The sequence below is a fragment of the Nitratireductor sp. J20-h4 genome (assembly GCF_056780505.1).
Genome location: NZ_CM165557.1, coordinates 49158 through 69711, shown reverse-complemented (window position 1 = coordinate 69711; position 20554 = coordinate 49158). Strand labels below are relative to the sequence as shown.

23 protein-coding genes are annotated in these 20554 nt (G+C 66.5%); 6 read left to right on the top strand and 17 right to left on the bottom strand.

Annotated elements, in window-relative coordinates:
• Positions 1-158: 158 nt before the first annotated feature.
• From ACT2B0_RS00355 to ACT2B0_RS00340, 4 genes are all read right to left on the bottom strand, one after another.
• Positions 159-413, bottom strand: a complete 255-nt coding sequence (locus tag ACT2B0_RS00355; protein WP_106572582.1) for a helix-turn-helix domain-containing protein — start codon at positions 411-413, stop codon at positions 159-161.
• A gap of 172 nt (positions 414-585) precedes the next feature.
• Entirely contained in the window at positions 586-924 is a 339-nt protein-coding gene (locus ACT2B0_RS00350) for a hypothetical protein (RefSeq protein ID WP_156713109.1), read from the bottom strand.
• A gap of 151 nt (positions 925-1075) precedes the next feature.
• Entirely contained in the window at positions 1076-1693 is a 618-nt protein-coding gene (locus tag ACT2B0_RS00345) for a LysE family translocator (protein ID WP_473460395.1), read from the bottom strand.
• Between the two features lie 105 nt (positions 1694-1798).
• Positions 1799-2800, bottom strand: a complete 1002-nt coding sequence (locus tag ACT2B0_RS00340; RefSeq protein ID WP_473460393.1) for a proline racemase family protein — start codon at positions 2798-2800, stop codon at positions 1799-1801.
• 143 nt (positions 2801-2943) lie between these two features.
• On the opposite strand from ACT2B0_RS00340, the gene ACT2B0_RS00335 reads away from it, so the two are divergent.
• Positions 2944-3801 (top strand): META domain-containing protein, encoded by an 858-nt coding sequence (locus tag ACT2B0_RS00335; protein ID WP_473460392.1) that lies wholly within the window; start codon positions 2944-2946, stop codon positions 3799-3801.
• 98 nt (positions 3802-3899) lie between these two features.
• On the opposite strand, the gene ACT2B0_RS00330 is transcribed toward ACT2B0_RS00335, so the two are convergent.
• The 5 genes from ACT2B0_RS00330 to ACT2B0_RS00310 form a co-directional block, all read right to left on the bottom strand.
• Positions 3900-4703, bottom strand: coding sequence for an isocitrate lyase/PEP mutase family protein (locus ACT2B0_RS00330; protein ID WP_473460390.1), 804 nt, complete (start codon positions 4701-4703; stop codon positions 3900-3902).
• A 136-nt stretch (positions 4704-4839) separates the two neighbouring features.
• The gene (locus ACT2B0_RS00325) at positions 4840-5475 is read right to left on the bottom strand and encodes an HAD family hydrolase (protein ID WP_473460388.1); all 636 of its coding nucleotides are present in this window, start codon (positions 5473-5475) and stop codon (positions 4840-4842) included.
• Between the two features lie 16 nt (positions 5476-5491).
• Positions 5492-5947 carry a dUTP diphosphatase gene (dut, locus tag ACT2B0_RS00320; protein WP_473460386.1) on the bottom strand — a complete coding sequence of 152 codons (456 nt, stop codon included), beginning with the start codon at positions 5945-5947 and terminating at the stop codon, positions 5492-5494.
• Between the two features lie 79 nt (positions 5948-6026).
• Complete coding sequence (locus ACT2B0_RS00315; RefSeq protein WP_473460384.1) at positions 6027-7223, bottom strand: MFS transporter; 1197 nt, start codon at positions 7221-7223, stop codon at positions 6027-6029.
• A gap of 82 nt (positions 7224-7305) precedes the next feature.
• Positions 7306-7776 carry an Lrp/AsnC family transcriptional regulator gene (locus ACT2B0_RS00310; protein WP_473460382.1) on the bottom strand — a complete coding sequence of 157 codons (471 nt, stop codon included), beginning with the start codon at positions 7774-7776 and terminating at the stop codon, positions 7306-7308.
• 131 nt (positions 7777-7907) lie between these two features.
• Here ACT2B0_RS00310 and ACT2B0_RS00305 point away from each other — a divergent pair, with 131 nt between their 5' ends.
• Positions 7908-8186 carry a DUF6356 family protein gene (locus ACT2B0_RS00305; protein ID WP_473460380.1) on the top strand — a complete coding sequence of 93 codons (279 nt, stop codon included), beginning with the start codon at positions 7908-7910 and terminating at the stop codon, positions 8184-8186.
• Here ACT2B0_RS00305 and ACT2B0_RS00300 read toward each other — a convergent pair.
• Positions 8167-9732 carry a tryptophan halogenase family protein gene (locus tag ACT2B0_RS00300; RefSeq protein WP_473460378.1) on the bottom strand — a complete coding sequence of 522 codons (1566 nt, stop codon included), beginning with the start codon at positions 9730-9732 and terminating at the stop codon, positions 8167-8169. The genes ACT2B0_RS00305 and ACT2B0_RS00300 overlap by 20 nt on opposite strands.
• 215 nt (positions 9733-9947) lie before the next feature.
• On the opposite strand from ACT2B0_RS00300, the gene ACT2B0_RS00295 reads away from it, so the two are divergent.
• The 4 genes from ACT2B0_RS00295 to ACT2B0_RS00280 all read left to right on the top strand — a co-directional run bounded on the left by ACT2B0_RS00295 (position 9948) and on the right by ACT2B0_RS00280 (position 14510).
• Positions 9948-10661, top strand: coding sequence for a pentapeptide repeat-containing protein (locus ACT2B0_RS00295; protein WP_473460376.1), 714 nt, complete (start codon positions 9948-9950; stop codon positions 10659-10661).
• Positions 10662-10765: 104 nt separating this feature from the next.
• Entirely contained in the window at positions 10766-12352 is a 1587-nt protein-coding gene (locus tag ACT2B0_RS00290) for a peptide chain release factor 3 (protein WP_473460374.1), read from the top strand.
• 151 nt (positions 12353-12503) lie between these two features.
• Positions 12504-13655, top strand: a complete 1152-nt coding sequence (locus ACT2B0_RS00285) for an adenylate/guanylate cyclase domain-containing protein (protein WP_473460372.1) — start codon at positions 12504-12506, stop codon at positions 13653-13655.
• Between the two features lie 198 nt (positions 13656-13853).
• Entirely contained in the window at positions 13854-14510 is a 657-nt protein-coding gene (locus tag ACT2B0_RS00280) for a peroxiredoxin (protein WP_473460370.1), read from the top strand.
• Positions 14511-14573: 63 nt separating this feature from the next.
• Here ACT2B0_RS00280 and ACT2B0_RS00275 read toward each other — a convergent pair whose 3' ends face one another.
• From ACT2B0_RS00275 to ubiE, 7 genes are all read right to left on the bottom strand, one after another.
• Complete coding sequence (locus tag ACT2B0_RS00275) at positions 14574-15491, bottom strand: pirin family protein (protein ID WP_473460368.1); 918 nt, start codon at positions 15489-15491, stop codon at positions 14574-14576.
• Between the two features lie 127 nt (positions 15492-15618).
• Positions 15619-16161: a GNAT family N-acetyltransferase gene (locus ACT2B0_RS00270; protein ID WP_473460366.1), complete on the bottom strand. Its 543-nt coding sequence runs from the start codon at positions 16159-16161 to the stop codon at positions 15619-15621.
• Positions 16158-17378 carry a bifunctional phosphopantothenoylcysteine decarboxylase/phosphopantothenate--cysteine ligase CoaBC gene (gene coaBC / locus ACT2B0_RS00265; RefSeq protein WP_473460364.1) on the bottom strand — a complete coding sequence of 407 codons (1221 nt, stop codon included), beginning with the start codon at positions 17376-17378 and terminating at the stop codon, positions 16158-16160. The genes ACT2B0_RS00270 and coaBC overlap by 4 nt, the downstream gene beginning before the upstream one ends.
• Positions 17375-17800, bottom strand: a complete 426-nt coding sequence (locus ACT2B0_RS00260) for a type II toxin-antitoxin system VapC family toxin (RefSeq protein ID WP_473460362.1) — start codon at positions 17798-17800, stop codon at positions 17375-17377. The genes coaBC and ACT2B0_RS00260 overlap by 4 nt, the downstream gene beginning before the upstream one ends.
• An 8-nt stretch (positions 17801-17808) precedes the next feature.
• Positions 17809-18087 carry a FitA-like ribbon-helix-helix domain-containing protein gene (locus ACT2B0_RS00255; RefSeq protein WP_473460360.1) on the bottom strand — a complete coding sequence of 93 codons (279 nt, stop codon included), beginning with the start codon at positions 18085-18087 and terminating at the stop codon, positions 17809-17811.
• Between the two features lie 46 nt (positions 18088-18133).
• The gene (gene ubiB, locus ACT2B0_RS00250; RefSeq protein ID WP_473460358.1) at positions 18134-19702 is read right to left on the bottom strand and encodes a 2-polyprenylphenol 6-hydroxylase; all 1569 of its coding nucleotides are present in this window, start codon (positions 19700-19702) and stop codon (positions 18134-18136) included.
• Positions 19703-19715: 13 nt separating this feature from the next.
• The gene (ubiE, locus tag ACT2B0_RS00245) at positions 19716-20492 is read right to left on the bottom strand and encodes a bifunctional demethylmenaquinone methyltransferase/2-methoxy-6-polyprenyl-1,4-benzoquinol methylase UbiE (RefSeq protein ID WP_473460356.1); all 777 of its coding nucleotides are present in this window, start codon (positions 20490-20492) and stop codon (positions 19716-19718) included.
• Positions 20493-20554: the final 62 nt, after the last annotated feature.

The window sequence follows — 20554 nt, the reverse complement described above, 5'->3', positions numbered from 1 at the left end:
CTCCGGTTCAGGCACGGCGAAGCCGCCGCGCCACATGCGGACAAGACGAGGCGCAGGACGGGGCCCGGTCATCATGCCGTCGCAGCAAGCAACCGTCGGCCCCGCCGACCGCTGGGACCGTGTCGCAAAAGCCGGGAACCTGCCTTCGCCGTAGCGCACTAGCTGCCCGGCTCCTTCAGGCGCACGCCGCGACCGCCCTCCGTGCTGGGCTGGTGATCGCCGATCAACTCGACGCCGGCCTCGTTCAGCGCCTGGATCACCTTGACCAGCGTGTCGACCACCCCGCGCACCACCCCCTCGGAGGCCTCCATGCGCTGAATGGTCGGCAGCGAAACCCCCGCCCGCTCGGCAAGCGTCTTTTGATCGATGCCGGCAAGCGCGCGCGCGGCCTTCATCTGAGCTGCTGTGATCACGCTCCGCTCTTATCCCACATTGATAATTGTTTCTCTATACATAATGATGTTTAAAACATCAATATGCATGGATAAGCAGCAGGCGAAGGCGCCGCGGCGGGTTGAGGATCGTCTCATTGGGTCGCAATGGCGCAAAAAACGGCGACGCCGTGCCGCAGAAGCGCAAGATGCGTCAGCGGCCGGTGAAATAGGGGCCGAGGGAAACCAGCGTCACGGCAAGGACGGCGAAGGCGATGCCGCTGCCCTGAACGGCATTCATGCGCTCGCCGAACCAGGCGAAGGCGACGAAATTGACGGCCACGAGCTGGATGACGGCAGACAGGCTGAGCGCCACGCCCATGCCGAAATCGCGGATCAGGCGCAGCATGATCAGATTGCCGAGCGTGTAGAGCGCAAGGGTCAGCACCAGCCGGCCGGTCGACGGCGTCAATGTCCAGGTTTTGGCGACACTGGCGGCGGCGAGAAAGACCGCCGTCGACACACACAATTGCAGGAAGCCCCACGCGCTCATGCCCGCGACCATCCTCTATTCGTCATCGGAGAGGATTCGCTTGTGCGCCCGCCCGCGCTGTCCGTCAAGCGGGATTTTCAACCATGGCGCGAAGCGCCCGCATCGGGCGGTGCAGAGACACGATGTTGGAAACGGAACGCCGTGCGACCGGTCAGCCGCGCATGGCGATCGTCGCGGCGGCCCCGCCGAGAAAGGTCGCCGCCGTCCGGTTGAGAAGCCGCAAGGCGGCCGGGCGCGCGAACAGCGTACGGGCATGAGCGGCGAGCGCCAGATAGGGCACCAGCACGACGATCAGCACCAGCGCCGTCAACCCCGCCAGCACGGCGTAGTCGCTCGCCGAAACCGCGGCGAGATCGATGACGGTCGGCGTGATGGCGAGGTAAAAGATCATCGTCTTGGGATTGCCGAGCGTGATCGTGACGCCGGAGACGAAACTCGCCGTCAGACCGCCCCGCCCTGCGTCTGCGGTCACCGTCTCCGCCACGATGCCGGCCGTCCAGAAACGATAGGCCAGCCAGGCGAGATAGGCCGCACCGGCCCATTTGACGACCAGGAAGACCAGCCCGAAACTCTGCGCGACCACGGCAAGGCCGAGCACGACGGCGGTCAGATAGGTCAGATCGCCCAGGATCAGCCCGAAGCTCATGAACAATGCCGGACGAAAACCCGAACCGAGCGCCCGGGCGACCAGGGCGGTGATGCCCGGGCCGGGAATGGATGCGGCGATGGCAAGCGCGCCGGCGTAAGCGATGAAACCCGCGATCGTCATGGGTCGGCTCCGTTGTGCTGCGCGAGCCGATATCACACTTGCCGCGGCGAACGGCGGATTTTTCTATGGGCCAGCGCCGTCGCCCGGCCGCTGGCTGCCGCCGGCTCAGCGCACCAAAAAGCCACCGCCGAGCGGATCGTCCGGCTCGACGGAGAACTCGGCGCGGCCGCAATAATAGGCACGACCAGAGACCCGGACCTCGACGCCGCGGCGGGCGCCGATGTCGACCTGCCGCTCGACGCAGGCGGTAAAAACAGCACCGGTGATGCTTTCGAACGACCGGGGCTCGCCGAGACCAACTGCGCCGGCGGCATGCATGGCCGCCATCCGCGCGGTAACGCCCGACCCGGTCGGCGAGCGGTCGACCTGGGCATCGGCGAAAACGCAGATATTTTTCGTCGCAGCGCCCGCCCCGTCGCCGCCATCGGTCAGGATCGACCCGTAGAGAAAGGCGAGATCGTCGTGGTCGGGATGGGCGAGCGGATGCGCGCGCTTGACCGCTGCCGTCAGCGCGCTCGCGGCATCGACGAAGGCACGCACGGGATCGCGGCCGAATGCGAGACCGAACCGGTCCGCCTCCGCCAGGGCGTAGAAGGCACCGCCATAGGCGATGTCGAAGCCGACCGGGCCGAATCCGGGCAGGTCGACCGAACGGCCGGCGGCAAAGGCAAAGGACGGCACGCTTCGGAAGGATACCGCGCCCGCCCGGCCGTCGATGATCTCAACCGTGGCCTCGACCATGCCGCATGGACATTCGATATTGACGGTGGCGACGGGTCCGTCGGCCGGCACCAGCCCTTGGTCGACGGCATACCGTCCCAGCGCGATGACGGCATGGCCGCACATGGTCGAATATCCCTCATTGTGCATGAAAAGCACGGCGAGGTCCGCGCCCGGCAGGTCCGGTTCGACCAGCAGCGCACCGTACATGTCGATATGGCCGCGCGGCTCGAACATCAGGATCCGGCGCAGATGATCGAGATTGTCGCGCACATAGGCGCGCTTGTGCAGGATCGTGCCGGCGGGCAAAGGCGGGTATCCAGCGGTGACGATGCGCACCGGCTCGCCGCCGGTATGCATGTCGACAACCTTCAACGGTTCTGACATCGAAACTCCATCGCGCGAGAATGGCGGCCGGTCGGCCGGAACGTGAACCTCGGCTGAACGCCGGTTTCAATAGGCGTTCAGATCAACAATGTCAGTATGGGTGCATCATCGTTCAGCGATTGCCAATCCGGGGGAGACTCATTTTGACCAAATTGACCCGCCTTGTCGCCATTGCCGCGGCCCTTATTGCTTTTGGCGGCCAGACCGCCAGCGCCGAGGAAGTGCTGCTGCGCTCCAAACAAAGCGGCAAATACGTCACCGTCGCCAATGGGCTGCTTGCCGCCTCGGCCGGCAGCGCCGACCGTGCCTTGCGGCTCGACATGCAGCGCCTCGACGGCCGGACGGTCGCGTTCCGCGTCGTGGCCGACAATACCTATATACGCGCCGGCGTGGGCGGCGGCACGTTTCTGGCAACCGGCAGCCCGCATGCACGCGGCTGGGAACGGTTTCGCCTCATGGCGCTCGGCGGCAGCGCGCACGCGCTCAAATCGGTCCAGAACGGCAAGCTGGTACGCGCCGGCGTCGGCCCGGGCTCGCGGCTTGCCGCGGTATCAACGGGCAAGCCGCGCGGCTGGGAGATCTTCGACATCGTGCCGGCGCGCGCGGTTGAGCCGCAGGGCGAACAAGCCCGCGCGGGCGTCTCGGAGGCGGTGCGCGGCGCCTGGCGCATCGAGCAGGTGGCGGCTTCGCAGACCGGCCATCTGGTGAGGCTCGACCAGGCCCTGTCGCAGGCAACCCGCGTCGACATCGGCGCCGGCGGCGCCCTGCGCGCCAGGGCCGGCTGCAACACGATCACCGCAACGATCGTCCAGCACGGCGACGCCTGGCGCTCGAGCGCCCCGATGCAGACCAAGATGATGTGCCCGGACCGGGCGGCGATGAATGTCGAGCGCTCCTTCACGCAGGCGCTTGGCGCGGCAAGCCGGGTGACGTTGCGCGGCTCGCGGCTGACGCTGAAGAACCCGGCCGGCGAGACCGTGCTGGTGCTGCGCCGGCTCTGACAGGCCGCAACCGGACAGGCGGCAGACGGGCAACACGGATGCCGGCTCCCGGCGGCCGGGTGCCGGTCTCGCCTGGCCGGTGACGGCGCGAACCGCGCTCAGTCGGCGGAAAACAGCTTCTGCAGCGTCGCGAACGATGGCCCGCGGCGGGAGAATTCGAAACTGCCTTCGTCCAGCATTTCGCGCGCGGCGGCTTCGACCGCGCCGAAGGCGGCCATGGTGAGTTTGGAGCCCAGCGAAATGCGCTTCACGCCCGCCTCGGCCAGTTCGGCGACCGACAGGCCCGGCATGGCGAGAACATTGACTGGCCGCGACACCGCCGCGCACACCGCGCGGACCGTTTCGATATCGGCCAGAGCCGGCGCATAAAGCACGTCGGCACCGGCTTTTTCAAACGCCTGGAGCCGCCTGATCGTGTCGTCGAGATCGCGGATGCCCCACAAGAAATTCTCCGCCCGGGCGGTGAAGACGAAATCGTGGCCGAGCGAGCGCGCCGCCTCGACGGCGGCCGCGACACGCTCGACGGCGAGCGAAAACGCGTAGATCGGACGGTCGGGATCGCCGGTCGAATCCTCGATCGAGCAGCCGGCGAGCCCCGCGGCAGCGGCGGCGAAGATGGTTTCGGCCGCGCTGTCGGGACTGTCGCCCTTGCCGTGCTCGAGATCGGCGGAAACAGGCAGGTCGCTCGACGCGACGATCTCGCGACAATGGCCGATCATGTCGTCAAACGGGATCGCCCCATCCGGCCGGCCGCGCGAAAACGCATAGCCCGCGCTGGTGGTGGCGAGCGCGGTAAAGCCGAGCGAGGCTAAAAACCGCGCCGTCCCAACATCCCACGGGTTGGGGATGATAAATGGCGCGGGCGCCTCGTGCAGCGCGCGAAAAATTCTGCCCTTGTCCATCATTCTTCCTCCCGTGGGATATGGCGCGGCGAAATGCTATGCCGACGACCCGCCGCCTGCAAAGTCGAGACGCTTGGTCCAGGCCGAACCTGCTGACAAACCCGAACGGCACGAAGGCGGCGCCCGGCGCCGTCGTTCAAAGGCCGATCAGGGCGGGCAGGTCGCGCATGTCGTCGAACAGGATGCCGCCGGCTTCACGCAGCCCGTCGCGATCGGCCATCGGATCGCCGGCATAAGACAGCACCGTCATGCCCGCCGCCGTGCCGGCCCGGGTGCCGGGCACCGAATCCTCCACGACGATCGCGGTCTCGGGCGGATGCCCCATCGCCGCGGCCGCATGCAGGAACAGGTCGGGCGCCGGCTTGCCGCGCGCGACCATGGTGGCGGAAAACAACGCGTGTTCGAACAGCGGCATAAGCCCGGTCGCGCCGAGCGTGATGTGCATCTTGGAAATGCGCGCCGAGGTCGCCACGCAATAGGCAATGCCCGCGTCGCGCACCGCCTCGACGGCCTGCCTGACATGCGGGATAGCCTCGACCCGGCCGGCAAACAGCGCCGGCAGGCCCTCGTTCCAGCGGTCGACGAAATCGGCGCCGAGGCTGACGCCGGACGCCTCGATCTCTTCTTGAACCGATGTCAGCGAGCGGCCGGAAAAATGGCGCCGGCAATAGTCGTAATCGGTGGCGAAACCCGCCTCGTTGAACAATTCGACCAGACGGCGATTGGCGATCGTCTCGGTGTCGACCAGCACCCCGTCGCAATCGAACAGCACGAGCCGGGCGGCGTCATCACCTCGTCCCGGTGGAACCGAAGCCGCCGGCGCCGCGCACGGTCGCCGCCGCTTGCTCACGCTCCTCGAGCGGCAGGCGCGAAACCGGCGCCAGCACCAGTTGGGCAATGCGAAGGCCGCGGGTGACCGCGAAATCCTCCTCACCGAGATTGACGAGCAGAACCTGCACCTCACCGCGATAGTCGCTGTCGATCGTGCCGGGCGTATTCAGGCAGGTGATGCCGTTCTTCAGCGCCAGGCCCGAGCGCGGCCGCACCTGCCCCTCATAGCCGTCGGGAATCTCGAAGATAAAGCCGGTCGGCACCAGGGCGCGCCGCCCCGGCAGGATGATGACCTGGCGGTCCTCGGGAACGGCCGCGCGCAGATCCAGCCCGGCGGCGCCGGCACTGGCATAGGCGGGACGGTCGAGGCCGGCGGCGTGCGGCAGGCGGATAATGCCGAGAGCGGTGATCATGGCGTTCCTTTGCCGGACGCCGCGCGCGCGGTCAACGGCCCGGTTTCCGCATACGGGCGCGGCGCGGCAAAAAACCGGCTTAAGACATGTCGCTCGTGCCGCGCCGACGCAGCGGCAGCATCGCCACGATCCCGACCGCGGGTCCAAGGGCAAGCCCGGCCAGCACCGCCGGCCAGCCGAACGCCTCGGCCGCCAGCGGCGTGAGCTGGACGGTGGCGATCGTCAAGGTGAAGCCGAGCGCGGTCTGGAAGGTCATCAGGCTGCCGACGAGTTCGGGCGGCGCATTGTCGGCGACGATGGCCGAAAACTGCGCCGAATCGGGGATCACGGCGATGCCCCAGAGCGCGACCAGCGCGAAGCTGAGCCAGGGCGGGCCGCCGAAAGTCAAAGCGGTCAACAAAGCAGCGGCGCCGCTGACAGCCATGGCGATTATGGTGATTTCGGCCTTGCCGAAACGGTCCGCATACCATCCGGCCGGCACGCAGAACAAAGCTCCGAGCGCGATCGCAACAAACGTGCTCAGCTTGGCCAGGCTCTCGGCGGCGAATGTGTCCATCGATACGGCGTAGGAGACGGTCAGCGCCGCGCCGACCCAGGCCCACATCGAAAACAGCTCCCACATATGGCCGAAATAGCCCAGATAGGCCCGCCGGATGCGCGGATGCGTCCAGGCTAGCCGGATGGCGCCGGGATCGAAACGTGGTGCGCGGGCATGGTGCGGCCCGAGACCGGCGGCCAGCACCAGAACTCCGCCCGCGGCGGCAACGAGCGAGAGCAGCGCGACCGTCGGGCGCCAGGCGGTACCGCCGAGATAGGCGGCGAGATAGGGCATCGCCTTGCCGACGGTGAGCGCGCCGACCAGCAAGCCGACAAGCAGGCCCCTGTCGCGCAGGCCCCAGCCGACGGCGATCTTCATGCCGACCGGGTACACGCCGGCCAGAAGCGCGCCGGTGACGACGCGCGCGGCGATCATGCCGTTGCCGCCGGGCGGCAGGATAAGAAGGGTCAGATTGGCAAGCGCGGCAGCGAGCGCGCAGACGGCAAAAACCCGTCGCGGGTCGAGCCGGTCGGCAAGGCCCGAAATCGCGATGGCGAGCGCACCGAGCACGAACCCGGCCTGCACGCCGCTCGACAACAATGCCTGACGGGTGTCGGAAATCGCCCCGTCGCGCGCCATGTCGGGCAGGATGGCGGCGGAGACGAACCACAGGCTCATCCCGGCCATTTCGGCGACGACGAGGATGGAGACCGAAACGGCCTTGGCGCTGACGGACATGCATCACCGGTGTCTGGGCCGGCAAAGTGTGCGCGCACGGCGACAGGCACGCAAGTGCCGTCGTGCATCCACGCGCCGCAACTCAACGCTGCTGGACGGGCAGCGCGGTCGTCTCGCGAATCTCCTCCATGACGAAGGACGCCGAGCAGTCCGACAGTGGCACCTTGGCGATCAGACGCTGGTAGAGCCTGTCATAGGCCTTCATGTCGGCGACCCGAGCCCGCAACACATAGTCGAGATCGCCCGACATGCGGTAGATCCCGGTGATCTCGGGCAGCGACGTCACCGCGGCGCGGAACGTCTCCAGCCAGTGCGGCTCGTGGCTCGACGTGCGGATCAGCATGAAGACGGACAGGCCATAGCCGAGTTTCTCCGGGTCGAGCAGCGCGACCCGCCCGGCGATGACGCCGCTCTCCTCCAGCATGCGCACCCGCCGCCAGCATGCATTGCGCGACAGGCCGACACGCTGCGAGAGCTGTTCGGCGGATAAGCTCGCATCGCGCTGGAGCTCGGCCAGAATTCTCCGGTCAATTGCATCAAGTTCAAGCGTCATGACGGGATGATTGTCTCACGCATCTTCATTCTTCGATACTATTTTGAGATTTTTTCGTCGGGCAGCGAGATTATTCTGTTGGTGAATTCCAGGCCGTCGCTGCTCGTGGCGACACAAGCAGGAGGTTACGCATGCCGACACGACTGGCAAAACTGTTCACCGACCACCCGGCCTCGGTCGACGAAACCTATTTCGGCCATATGGCGTTCGCATTGTGGTTTGCCGGGCGCCTGGCGCTGGCAGCGCTCGCCGCGCTGGGCCACGCCCTCCTGCCCTTCGCCTTTCAAACCACGGCCAGCCGGATCGTGCGCGAGCTGTTCGAGCGCACGCACGACAGAGGCGCGAGCAGGCCGGAGGCCGGCCGGCCCCGTGCGCGCCAGATCGGCGACGCTACTGCCAGCGGAAGCTGACGGCTCCTTCGGCCACGAGTTCAAGATAGTGTCGGTGGCCGAGGCAGTTGCCGGCCGCCTTCTTGTAATCGCGCACATGGGCGTCGGTCGCCTTGCGGGCATGGGCGCGCACTTTCGGACTGGCGGCCATCTCGGACTTGGCCACGGCGCGCTGCAGATGACCGAGCCCGTCGAGCACCGGATAAAAGAGCTGTTCGTTGATGTGGGGCAGGTCGCCGGGAAAAGGCTGGAAATCGGCGCGGCGCGGCATGTTTTCGGCGCAGAAGGCAAGCATGTCGCGGGTGGCCTGGTTCATGCACTCGCCACGGGCGTGGCGCCAGAACGGTTCGTCGCGCTCGCCGACATAATGCAGGTTGATGAAGTCGCGGAAATCGCCGAGCTGGCGTGACACGGCGTCATTGTAACGTTGCCGCATCGTGTCGTCGGCGCTACAGGCCTTGTCGAAAAAGAAGCGGGTGAACAGCATCAGCTGGACGATCGTGCCGTGGATCGAGGTCGCCTCCAGCGGTTCCAGAAAGCTCGACGACAGGCCGAGCGCCAGGCAATTGCCGATCCAGGCGCGGTCGAGGCGGCCGCTGTCGAAACGCAGATCGGCGCGCGGTTCGATCTCGCGTCCGAGCGCGCGTTCGATCTCACACTTGGCCTCGTCGGGCGTGGTAAACGCGTCGGAATAGACGTAGCCACAGCCGATACGCTCCTGGGTGGGGACCGCCCACATCCAGCCCGCCTCCTGCGCCCAGGCCAGGGTGAAGGGGGCGATGTCTTCCGTCTCGTCATGGTCGAGCCAGAACGGCATGGCGCGGTTCACCGGCAGGTGATCCTGATAGGATATCCACCGCGCCCCCATGCCCTCGCCGATCAGCTTGCGCCGGAAACCGGTGCAGTCGACAAAAAAATCGCCGACGAGCTCGGTGCCGTCACTCATCACCAGCGCCTCGATAGTGCCGGTCTCGGCATTGCGGCGCAGATCGGCGACCTCGGCGTCGATCAGTTCCACGCCGGCGGTGATCTCGCGCAGATAGGCGCCGACCTTGGCCTGGTCGAAATGGAAGGCGTGCTGAAACGGCCCGGCCGGGACGAGCTCGTCGCCATCGAGGCCGAAGGGCGATTTCCGGCGCTGCATGAGTTCGCCGAATAAATGGATATCGGCAACGCTGCGGCCGGTTGCGACGGCATAGATGTGCAGCATCGACTGCTGCTCGCCGGGCATGAGCCGCCGCGACAACGCCAGAAGATTGGGATCGTCGATCGGCCCGTCATAGCAATGGCCCTTGCGGCGCCAATCCTTGTGTCGGATGCCGAATTTGACGGTCGCGCCGGTCCTGCGCACGAAGTCGGTTTCGTCGATGCCCAGATCCATCAGCACCTGACGAAAGACCGCGGTTGTGCCCTCCCCCACGCCGATCGTCGGAATGCGGCTCGATTCGACCACCACGATGTCGATCGCTCTGTTGGTGCTCGCGGCGTGACGCTGAAGCATCAGCGCCGCGATCCATCCGGCCGTCCCGCCCCCAACGACGACAAGCCGGGTCCTCCCCTCAGCCATCATCCTCCCGATAGGATTGTTGTCCCCACTGCCATCATCCAACTGTCAAACGGTGATGCTGTCAACCGTCAGTGCACAAACAATAAGCAGACCTCCCCACCATGTTTGCCGACGAAGAGCCGATACGCTTTGCGACCACTCGAAGCTTGCTATAGTAAGGTCGGGGAGCACCGATGCGGGAGCAGGCGCAAACCTTGGCGCAAACACGAACCACCATGCCTACGAAGCGAAACCGTCGGCGCCCGGGGCCGGTGCGGCTGGCCGGACTGGCCGTCGCTCTCGCGTTTTCCGCCGGGGCGGCCGAAGCCGCCGAGTGCCGCAGCGCGCCAGAGCCCGGCATCGACTGGCGCGGCTGCAACAAGAGCAATCTGATCCTGAAAGCTGCCAATCTGGAAGGCGCCTCGCTCGTCGACACGGATTTCAGCGAAACCGATCTGCGCGGCGCCCGTCTGGATTCGGCTAACCTTGAAAAGGCGACGCTGTTGCGTGCTTCGCTCGCCGGCGCCAGCGCCGAAAAAGCCAATTTCGGCAAGGTGGAAGCCTATCGCAGCGACCTGTCGGGACTCGCCGGCGAAAACGCGTCTTTCGCCAGCGCCGAACTGCAGCGCAGCCGGTTCATCGATGCGCGGCTGAAGAGCGCGGATTTCCAGAAGGCCGAGCTCGGCCGAGCCGAGTTTTCCGGATCGGTCCTGGCAAACAACAGCTTCGCGCTCGCCAATCTCTCGCGGGCGGATTTCCGGGGCTCGACGATGGAAGGTCCGGTCGATTTCGCCGGCGCGTTCCTGTTCCTGACCCGGTTCGAGGGCGTCGATCTCGGCGCGGCGACCGGATTGCGGCAGGAGCAGGTCGACATTGCCTGCGGCGATGCGGCAACCGTGCTCCCGCAGGGATTGACGGCGCCGCGGACCTGGCCATGCGGGTTCGAATAGGCGTGAGCCGCAACCGGACCGGAACCGCCGCGCGCCAGACAATTCCCGTTCGACAGCCGCGGCCGGCGCCGTTATAAGCCCGCCATTCAACGGACATCCTCGACATGGCAGAGACACTCGACAAGGCGGTTGCGCGCCGCCGGACCTTCGCGATCATTTCCCATCCGGACGCGGGCAAGACCACGCTGACGGAAAAGCTGCTGTTGTTCGGCGGTGCGATCCAGCTCGCCGGCGAGGTGAAGGCCAAGAAGGACAAGATCCAGACACGCTCGGACTGGATGAAGATCGAGCGCGAGCGCGGAATTTCAGTCGTCACCTCGGTGATGACCTTCGAATATGGCGACCATGTCTTCAACCTGCTCGACACGCCGGGCCACGAGGATTTCGCCGACGACACCTATCGCACGCTGACGGCGGTGGATTCGGCCGTCATGGTGATCGACGCGGCCAAGGGAATCGAGCCGCGCACGCTGAAACTGTTCGAAGTGTGCCGGCTGCGCGACATCCCGATCGTCACGTTCGTCAACAAGATGGACCGCGAGACGCGCGACCCGTTCGAGATTCTCGACGAGATCGAGGCCAAGCTCGCGCTCGACACCGCGCCGGTGACCTGGCCGATCGGGCGCGGCAAGACATTTTCCGGCACCTACCACCTCGCCGACAACGCCGTCCGGCGCGGCGACGACCAGGTCGAGCGCGTGCCGGTCAACGGGCCGGACTCCAACCGCGTGGCCGGCCTGCTTCCGGAAAACGAGCGCGCCGATTTCATCGAGGAACTGGAACTCGCACGCGGCGCCTGCCGGCCGTTCGACCTGGCGGCTTTTCGCGAGGGTCACCTGACACCGGTCTATTTCGGCTCCGCGCTCAGGAATTACGGCGTGCGCGACCTGATCGAGGCGCTGGGGGCGTTCGCCCCGCAACCGCGCGCCCAGGAGGCCGATACGCGCAGGGTCGAGGCGAGCGAGCCGAAGATGACCTCGTTCGTGTTCAAGATCCAGGCCAATATGGATCCCAACCATCGCGACCGGATCGCCTTCGTGCGGGTCTGTTCGGGCAAGCTCACGCGCGGCATGAAGGCCAAGCTGGTCAGAACCGGCAAGCCGATGAGCCTGTCTGCGCCGCAGTTCTTCTTCGCCAAGACGCGCGTCACCGCCGACGAGGCCTATGCCGGCGACGTGGTCGGCATCCCCAATCACGGCACGCTGAGGATCGGCGACACGCTGACGGAAGGCGAAGAGATCTATTTCCGCGGCGTGCCCAACTTCGCGCCCGAAATCCTGCGCCGGGTGCGGCTCGGCGACCCGATGAAGGCCAAGAAGCTTCGCGAAGCGCTGCAGCAGATGGCCGAGGAAGGCGTGGTGCAGCTGTTCCTGCCCGAGGACGGCTCGCCGGCGATCGTCGGTGTTGTCGGCGCGCTGCAGCTCGACGTGCTGAAAGTGCGTCTGGAAGTCGAATATTCACTGCCGGTGGATTTCGAGACGGCGCGGTTCTCGGTCTGTCGGTGGATCACCGCCGACAAGGACGACTTGCAGCGCTTCATCGATACGCATCGCGGCGACATCGCCCGCGACCTCGACGGGGATCCGGTCTTTCTCGCGCCACACGAATTCGGACTCAATTACGAGGCCGAACGCTGGAAGGCGGTCCGGTTCGACGCGGTCAAGGATTACCAGGTCCGGGACGCGGCGTAGCGGCGAGTTTCGAGGACCCCGCGGATCTGCCGGGATCTGATCGCGGTATGAGACGGGGCCGGACTGGCACACGAAATCTTGCGCTGACAGACGCCGGCGCACGCCCTTATGCTTGCCGGGCGCGACACGCGCGGGGTTCGGAAAGGGCACCATGGTCGAGCGTCGTATCATCGACGATCTGAACGCCTGGATGATCGGCGGGGCGCGGCCGAGCGCGGATGCGCGTGTGATCATCGACCGCTTCTGCCGGGACCTGACGGCGGCCGGCGTGCCGATCGGCCGCTTCGCGCTGTTCATCAACACGCTGCATCCCAACGTGGCCGGCCGGCGCTTCACCTGGACGCCGGAAGCGGGGGTCGACCTGCGCGAGGGCGGGCTCGGCCTGTTCTCCACGAATGACTACCTCAGCAACCCGCTGCCGCGGGTCACACGCGACCAGATTTCCATTCGTCGCAAGCTGACCGATCGCGAATCGCTGACCGAATTCACCATTCTCGGCGAACTGGCGGCGGAAGGGTTTACCGACTACGTCGCCCATCCGCTGATCTTCACGACCGGCGAAACCCATTCGGCGACCTTTTCGACCAAGGCCCCGGACGGATTTTCCGACGACATGCTGGCGGCGGTGGCGTCCGTGCGCGGGCCGCTGACACGATTGGTCGAGGCCTATCTCCTGCGCCTGAACGCAGCCGCGATCCTGTCGGCCTATGTCGGCCGCAACAGTGGTGGACAGGTGCTGTCGGGAAAGGTGCATCGCGGCGACGGCGAGGTGATCGAGGCGGTTATCCTGTTCACCGACCTGATCGGCTTCACGGCATTGTCCAACCGCCACTCGGGACCGCAGATCGTTGCCCTGCTCAACGACGCTTTCGACATCATCGTGCCGCCGGTCGAAGAGCGTGGCGGAGAGATCCTGAAATTTCTCGGCGACGGGTTTTTTGCGATCTTCCCCTATGGCGGCAAACGGGAGCTTGCCCGCGCCGTAAAGGCGGCCAGCGAGGCGGTGCTCGACAGCGAGAGGACGCTTGCCGGCAGCGCGGTCGGCAAGACGGCCAGCTTCCGCTCGGCAATCCATGCCGGCCGGTTCCACTACGGCAATATTGGCGGCGCCAACCGGCTCGATTTCACCGCGATCGGCCGGCCGGTCAACTACGCCGCCCGGCTGCTTGCTGCGGCCGGCACGCTGTCGGTCCGGCGCGTCGCCTCGGCCGTGACGGCGCAGCACCTGTGCCGCCCGCCCCGGCTCGCCGGCGAAACCGCATTCAAGGGGTTCCGGGGTCTACAAGAGGTCTTTTCCTACTGACGGGGACGCGCGGAGCGGACGTCGCATCGGCGCCAGAGACCGGAACGGCATTCCGTTTTCGCCCCGTTTGGAACCGTTTCATTCCCGGCCGCGACGAAATGCGCGGTCCATTTGCTCGAATCGGCTTTGAATTCGGCTATGATCGCACCGACATAAGCACCCGGACATGCGATCCGGACGAACAGCAAGGAGACCGCCATGGGTTTGCGCATCAACGACACGATCCCCAATCTCACCGTCGAAACCGATCAGGGCACGTTCAAGCTGCATGACTGGATCGGCGACAGCTGGGCGATCCTGTTTTCCCACCCGAAAGACTTCACGCCGGTCTGCACCACGGAATTCGGCGCGGTCGCGCAGCTCGACGACGAGTGGGCCAAGCGCGGCACCAAGGTGATCGGCATTTCGGTCGACGGCGTCGAGGACCACAAGAAATGGAAGGGCGACATCGAGAAGGTCGGCGGCGCGCAGGCCAAATTCCCGATCATCGCCGATGAGGGCCTCCAGGTTTCCAAGGCGTTCGACATGCTGCCGGCGGAAGCCTATCTGCCGGACGGCCGCACGCCCAATGACAGCGCCACCGTGCGCTCGGTGTTCATCATCGGCCCCGACAAGCAGCTCAAGCTGTCGATGACCTATCCGATGAATGTCGGCCGCAACTTCGCCGAGGTGCTGCGGGCACTCGACGCGCTGCAGACGGCGGCCAAGCACACCATCGCCACGCCGGCCAACTGGAATGTCGGCGATGACGTCATCATTCCGACCTCGGTCGGCGACGAAGCGGCGAAGCAGAAGTTCGGCGCCTTCGATACGGTTCTGCCCTATCTGCGCAAGACCAAGCAGCCGGCCGCCTGAGCGAGCGCTCGCCAACCGCAAGACAAGAGGCCGGCCCTCGCGCCGGCCTCACGACGGGCCCGGTCAGCGCGCCGCGCCGTCGCGGATGAAGGTGCCGGCATTGAGTTCGGAAAAGGCCTGCATCAGTTCGGCGCGCGTATTCATCACGATCGGTCCGTGCCAGGCGACCGGCTCACGGATCGGCCTGCCGGAAACCAGCAGGAAACGGATGCCGTTTTCGCCCGCCTGCACCACCACCTCGTCGCCGGTGTCGAACACGACCAGCGTGCGGTCGCCGCTCATGTCGCGCAGATGGACCTCGCGGCCGTCGACCTCCTTCTCCAGCAGCACGCCAAACGGCCTTGAAGCGTCGCGGAAGGTCCCGGAGCCCTCGAAGATATAGGCGAAGGCGCTGCGATAGGTGTCGACGGGCAATACCTTGCGTTTGCCGGGCGGCACCCACACGTCGAGATATTGTGGATCGGCCGCGATGCCGTCGACGGGCCCGCTCTTGCCCCAGAATTCGCCGACCACGACACGCACCCGGGTGCCGTCATCGTCGACGATCTCGGGTATCTCGGCTGCCTTGACGTCCTGGTAGCGCGGCTGCGTCATCTTGTGGCTCGACGGCAGATTGGCCCAGAGCTGGAAGCCGTGCATGCGCCCGGCCTGGTCGCCCTGCGGCATTTCCTGGTGCAGGATGCCGCTGCCGGCCGTCATCCATTGCACGTCGCCGGCGCCGAGCGAGCCGGCATTGCCGAGACTGTCGGCGTGGTCCACGGAACCGGCCAGTACATAGGTGATGGTCTCGATGCCGCGATGCGGATGCCAGGGGAAACCGGCTTGGTAGTCCTCCGGCCGCTCGTTGCGGAAATCGTCGAACAGCAGGAACGGATCGGCGAGCTTGGGATCGCCGAAGCCGAAGGCGCGGTCGAGCCTGACGCCGGCGCCCTCGACGGTCGGCTGGGCCCGGGTGATCTGCTTCACGGGACGAATGGACATTTTCTGTGCCTCCGTGGTTGGGGTCCCGCTCAATATGGCGATACCGGCCGGGCCGCGCAGCGGCGGCGGCGGTGACAAAGTGTTCAACATCCGCACTCATCGCCGGGCGGGTTCGACCGCGCAGCCGTCAGCGGCGCATCACGACCACCTGCTCGCCGGCGTATTGGGTCACGGCGAAATCGTGGAAACCGAGATCGCGGGCAAGCCGTATCGAGCGGACGTGACCGGCATCGATCAGGCAGGCGAACGGCCGGCCGGGAAACCGCGTCTCCGCCCAGCCTATCGCCGCGCGCGCCGCCTCGCGGGCAAGACCGCGCCCCTGGACGCGCGGCACCACGCCCCACCCGGCCTCCAGCATGCCGGCGGTCGGCGGGTCGATGTCGCGGTTGAGTTCCTGCACGCCGGCCTCGCCGATCAGCGTGCCGTCGGCGCGATCGGTCACCACCCAGAAGCCGAAGCCGAGCATCGCCCACAGGCCGCGATGGCGCAGCATCCGCGCCCAGGCCTCTTCGCGCGTGAACGGCCTGCCGCCAACGTAACGCGCCATTTCCGGATCGCCCCACATCGCCGCATAAGCGTCGAAATCCTCGGGCCGATGGGCGCGCAGCACCAGCCGCTCTGTCGCGAGCGTGGGCGCCTCGAGCACGCCGTCGACGCCCCCCTTGGTCACGCCAGCCGCTCGGCGACCAGCGCGGCCACTCGCGCGGCAACCTCGTCCTTGGTCATTTCCGGCCAGGCGTCGGATCCGTCGCCCGACACGATGCGGACGCGGTTGCGGTCGCCGCCCATCACGCCCGACGGTCCGATGCCGCTGTCATGCGACACGTCGTTGGCCACGATCAGGTCGGCGCCCTTCCTGGCAAGCTTGGCGGCCGCGTTGGTCTCCACCTCGGCGGTTTCGGCGGCGAACCCGATCACCAGGCCCGGCCGCTGGCGGTGATGGCCAACCGTGGCCAGAATATCGGGATTCTCGACCATCTGCAGGGCCGGCGGCCCTTCGCCGGCGACTTTTTTGATCTTCTCGCCCGCGGCATCCTGCGTGCGCCAGTCGGCGACGGCGGCGACGAAGATGCCGGCATCGGCCGGCAGGAGCGCAAGCACGGCGTCGTGCATCTGGCGCGCGCTCTCGACATGAAGCGTCTCGACCCCGTCCGGGTCGGGGATCGCCACCGGACCGGAGACGAGACGGACATCGGCTCCCAGCCGCGCCAGCGCCGCGGCGATGGCGTGGCCCTGCTTTCCGGACGAACGGTTGGCGATATAGCGCACCGGGTCGATCGGCTCATGGGTCGGGCCGGACGTCATGACGATCTTCTTGCCGGCGAGCGGCTTCGAACCGCCGCCGAGGCTCGCCTCGATGGCCGCGACGATCTCCAGCGGTTCGGCCATGCGGCCCTCGCCGGCCTCGCCGCTTTCGGCCATCTCGCCGGTGGCCGGGCCGACAAAGGCAACGCCGTCGCCGCTCAGCGTCTCGATATTGCGCCGCGTGGCCGGATGGTTCCACATCGCCGGGTTCATCGCCGGCGCGGCGAGCACCTTCTTGTCGCTGGCAAGCAGCACGGCGGTGGCCAGATCGTTTGCCAGCCCATGCGCCATCCTGGCCAGGAGATCGGCACTTGCCGGCGCGATCACGATCAGGTCGGCCTCGCGCGACAGTCGGATATGGCCGACATCGTGTTCGGCCTGGCGGTCGAACAGATCGGTGAAGACGTGATCGGCAGTGAGCGCGCCGACCGAAAGCGGCGTGACGAACTGATGCGCGGCCTCGGTCATCACGCAGCGCACATGCGCGCCGCGCTCGCGCAGGCGGCGGATCAGGTCGAGCGATTTATAGGCCGCTATACCGCCGGAAATGATCAACAGGATGCGCGTGCCGGAAAGGGTCATAGGGCCGCCTCCCATGGATTGATGAGATCGATCCCACAATCCTCGAAATCGCGGACATTGCGGGTGACGAGAGGGAGCCGGTGTGCCGCCGCCATCGCGGCGATCTGTGCATCGGGTTCCGTGATTGGCCGCCCCATCCGGCGCCGCCGCGCCGCGATACCGGCATAGTGCAAAGCTTCCTCCTTACCAAAGGACAGTATGGCCGCCTCGCCGCCGGCGTCGACGAACGCGTCGATCATCACCGTGAGCGCCTCTCGTCGACGCCCCTCGGGCATAAGGGCCAGCCCTAGATAAAGCTCGCCGACGACGATCGATGAAAGCAACAGCGCCGAGCGCGGCGTTTCTTCAAGGAAACGCACGACACCCGCGTCAGGCTTCGGCCTGAACATTTCCGAGACCAGATTGGTGTCGATGAGGAACATCCCCGCTATCAATCGAAGACTGATCGATCACCCGCAATCGCCTTGCGCTCCGGGACATCGAGGTCGAACGTACCATATTCTTCCCGTAGCTTGCGGATGCCCTCCCAGGCGCTTTGGCGGGCGGGCGGGCCGGCAGCGGAAAGATCGTCCAGAGCGATATCTGAAGTGACGACGGCGCGCAGGATCGACCGGGCCTCCTCTTCCATCGACGCGCCACGTCTTGCCGCCCTGAGCCTCAGGCCGCTCTTCACCTCGGTCTCGATATTGCGGATCGTTAGTGACGCCATGGTCCGGCTCCGTTTGACTGCAATGTATGCATCGCAATCATTGCAGTCAATTCAGCGCCCAGGCGATCCACACCAGCGTCGCCGCGATTACCCACAGCGCAATGCGGCCAGAACGGGCGGCGCGCGCCTCGGCCTTGCCGATCGCCTTGGCGGTCGCATCGTCGAAACGCAGGCCGTGCTCGGCCATGTGGTCGATCTCGCGCGACAGTTTTTCGGTGCGCGCGGCCAGTTCGGGCGCCTGGCGGGCAAGCGACAGCACGGCCGCCACACCGTCGCGCGCATCCGACAGCATGCCCTGGGGTCCGAGATGCGAGGCGATCCATTCGCGCACCACCGGCTCGGCCGCCTTCCACATGTTGAAGGCCGGATCGAGCGAGCGCGACACACCCTCGACCACGACCATGGTTTTTTGCAAAAGCACCAGCTCGGTGCGCGTGGTCATGTCGAAAAGCTCGGTGACCTCGAACAGCAGCGTCAAGAGCCGGGCCATGGAGATCGTCTCGGCGGGCTGGCCGTGGATCGGCTCGCCGATCGCGCGGATCGCCTGGGCAAACGCCGCGACGTCGTGGTTGGCCGGCACGTAACCGGCCTCGAAATGCACCTCGGCCACCCGGCGGTAGTCGCGCGTGATGAAACCGTAGAGGATTTCGGCCAGGAAGCGGCGCTCCTTCTTGCCGAGCCGACCGGTGATGCCGAAATCGACCGCCACGATGGTGCCGTCGGCCTGCACGAACAGGTTTCCCGGATGCATGTCGGCGTGGAAGAAACCGTCGCGCAGCGTGTGGCGCAGGAAGGTCTGGATCAGCGAGACCGAGAGCGCCTCCAAATCGTGGCCGGCCGCGCGCACACCCTCGATATCGGATAGTTTGACGCCGTCGATCCATTCGAGCGTGAGCACGTCCCGGCCGGTGCGCGCCCAGTCGACCGTCGGCACGCGAAAACCGGGATCGTTCTTGGTGTTTTCCGCGATCTCCGACAGCGCGGCCGCCTCCAGCCTGAGATCCATCTCGATCTTGGTGGTCTGGGCCAGGGTTTGCGTCACCTCGACCGGGCGCAGGCGCCTGGAGGCGGGAATGAAGCGCTCCTGCAGGCGCGCGGCGACGAAATAGCTTTCCAGATCGTGGAAGAAGCGGCGGCGCACGCCGGGCCGGATGACCTTGACGGCGACCGGAGCGCCGGTTTCGGCGCTGGTGGCGCGATGAACCTGGGCGATCGAGGCGGCGGCGACCGGAGCGCCGAACGTCGCGTAAAGCTCGCCGACGGGTCGGCCGAGGGACGCCTCGACGGTGGCCACCGCCTGGTCCTGCGGGAAGGTTTCCATGCGGTCCTGGAGACTGGCGAGGTCAAGCGCGACATCGGCGCCGACCACGTCGGGGCGCGTCGCCAGGAACTGGCCGAGCTTGACATAGGACGGCCCCAGCCGCGCCGCGGCCTTGGACAGGTTTTCCGACCGGTCGCGCGCCGTCGAGCGGCGACGGGCAAGCACCCGCGACAGCCGCCAGCCCAGTTTCGGCAGGCCGACCAGCTGGTCGCCCGGCAAGGCCGCGAATACGCCCTCGCGCACCATGACCCAGCCCGCGCGTGCGAGCCGGAAATAGGCCCCGACCGTGCTCATTGCGCGCCCGCCCTCAAAGTTTCCAGCCGGAATGCAGCGCCGCGATGCCGCCAGTATAGTTGCGGAAGGTGACACGGTCGAAGCCGGCCGCCGCAATCATGGCGGCGAAGTCGCGCTGGTTGGGGAATTTGCGGATCGATTCGACCAGATAGCGATAGGGCTCCGCCTCGCCCGCGACCGCGCGGCCGATGCGCGGGATCGCCTCGAACGACCAGAATTCGTAGGCGCGGTCGAGCAGGGGCATTTCGACGTCGGAAAACTCCAGGCAAAGAAAACGACCGCCCGGCTTGAGCACCCGGAAGGCTTCCGAAAGGGCCTTCGCGATCACCGGCACGTTGCGGATACCGAAGGCGATCGTATAGGCATCGAAGCTGTCGTCGGGAAACGGCAGCTCCTGCGCGTTGGCCTCGACGAAATCGACATTGTCGCCATAGCCGCGCTTGGCGGCGCGCTCGGTGCCGACGGCGAGCATTTCGCCATTGATGTCGAGCACGGTGGCGTGGGCCTGGCGCCCCGACGCCTCGACGATGCGAAAGGCGATGTCGCCCGTGCCGCCGGCCACGTCGAGCACAAGGTAGTCCGGCCGCTTCGGCGGATTGAGCCAGGTGACCATGGCGTCCTTCCAGACGCGGTGCAGGCCCGCCGACATGAAATCGTTCATGACGTCGTAACGGCGCGCGACCTTGTCGAACACCTCGTTGACCATGGGTTGCTTGTCCGCCGGCGCGACAGCGCGAAAGCCGAAGGAGTGTTCCATGCCGCCCGCGGCGGTCGTTCGCTTTTCGGACATCAATCCCGATCCAAAGAAACCGGCCGGACCATAGCCGATGATCCCGCGTGGCGCTATTGTCG

Bases quoted from the DNA above. Each gene is read 5' to 3' on its own strand.
- ACT2B0_RS00350 (WP_156713109.1), bottom strand. From the start codon at position 924: ATGAGCGCGTGGGGCTTCCTGCAATTGTGTGTGTCGACGGCGGTCTTT.
- ACT2B0_RS00345 (WP_473460395.1), bottom strand. From the start codon at position 1,693: ATGACGATCGCGGGTTTCATCGCTTACGCCGGCGCGCTTGCCATCGCC.
- ACT2B0_RS00340 (WP_473460393.1), bottom strand. From the start codon at position 2,800: ATGTCAGAACCGTTGAAGGTTGTCGACATGCATACCGGCGGCGAGCCG.
- ACT2B0_RS00330 (WP_473460390.1), bottom strand. From the start codon at position 4,703: ATGGACAAGGGCAGAATTTTTCGCGCGCTGCACGAGGCGCCCGCGCCA.
- dut (WP_473460386.1), bottom strand. From the start codon at position 5,947: ATGATCACCGCTCTCGGCATTATCCGCCTGCCGCACGCCGCCGGCCTC.
- ACT2B0_RS00315 (WP_473460384.1), bottom strand. From the start codon at position 7,223: ATGTCCGTCAGCGCCAAGGCCGTTTCGGTCTCCATCCTCGTCGTCGCC.
- ACT2B0_RS00310 (WP_473460382.1), bottom strand. From the start codon at position 7,776: ATGACGCTTGAACTTGATGCAATTGACCGGAGAATTCTGGCCGAGCTC.
- ACT2B0_RS00305 (WP_473460380.1), top strand. From the start codon at position 7,908: ATGCCGACACGACTGGCAAAACTGTTCACCGACCACCCGGCCTCGGTC.
- ACT2B0_RS00300 (WP_473460378.1), bottom strand. From the start codon at position 9,732: ATGGCTGAGGGGAGGACCCGGCTTGTCGTCGTTGGGGGCGGGACGGCC.
- ACT2B0_RS00295 (WP_473460376.1), top strand. From the start codon at position 9,948: ATGCCTACGAAGCGAAACCGTCGGCGCCCGGGGCCGGTGCGGCTGGCC.
- ACT2B0_RS00290 (WP_473460374.1), top strand. From the start codon at position 10,766: ATGGCAGAGACACTCGACAAGGCGGTTGCGCGCCGCCGGACCTTCGCG.
- ACT2B0_RS00285 (WP_473460372.1), top strand. From the start codon at position 12,504: ATGGTCGAGCGTCGTATCATCGACGATCTGAACGCCTGGATGATCGGC.
- ACT2B0_RS00280 (WP_473460370.1), top strand. From the start codon at position 13,854: ATGGGTTTGCGCATCAACGACACGATCCCCAATCTCACCGTCGAAACC.
- ACT2B0_RS00275 (WP_473460368.1), bottom strand. From the start codon at position 15,491: ATGTCCATTCGTCCCGTGAAGCAGATCACCCGGGCCCAGCCGACCGTC.
- coaBC (WP_473460364.1), bottom strand. From the start codon at position 17,378: ATGACCCTTTCCGGCACGCGCATCCTGTTGATCATTTCCGGCGGTATA.
- ACT2B0_RS00260 (WP_473460362.1), bottom strand. From the start codon at position 17,800: ATGTTCCTCATCGACACCAATCTGGTCTCGGAAATGTTCAGGCCGAAG.
- ACT2B0_RS00255 (WP_473460360.1), bottom strand. From the start codon at position 18,087: ATGGCGTCACTAACGATCCGCAATATCGAGACCGAGGTGAAGAGCGGC.
- ubiB (WP_473460358.1), bottom strand. From the start codon at position 19,702: ATGAGCACGGTCGGGGCCTATTTCCGGCTCGCACGCGCGGGCTGGGTC.
- ubiE (WP_473460356.1), bottom strand. From the start codon at position 20,492: ATGTCCGAAAAGCGAACGACCGCCGCGGGCGGCATGGAACACTCCTTC.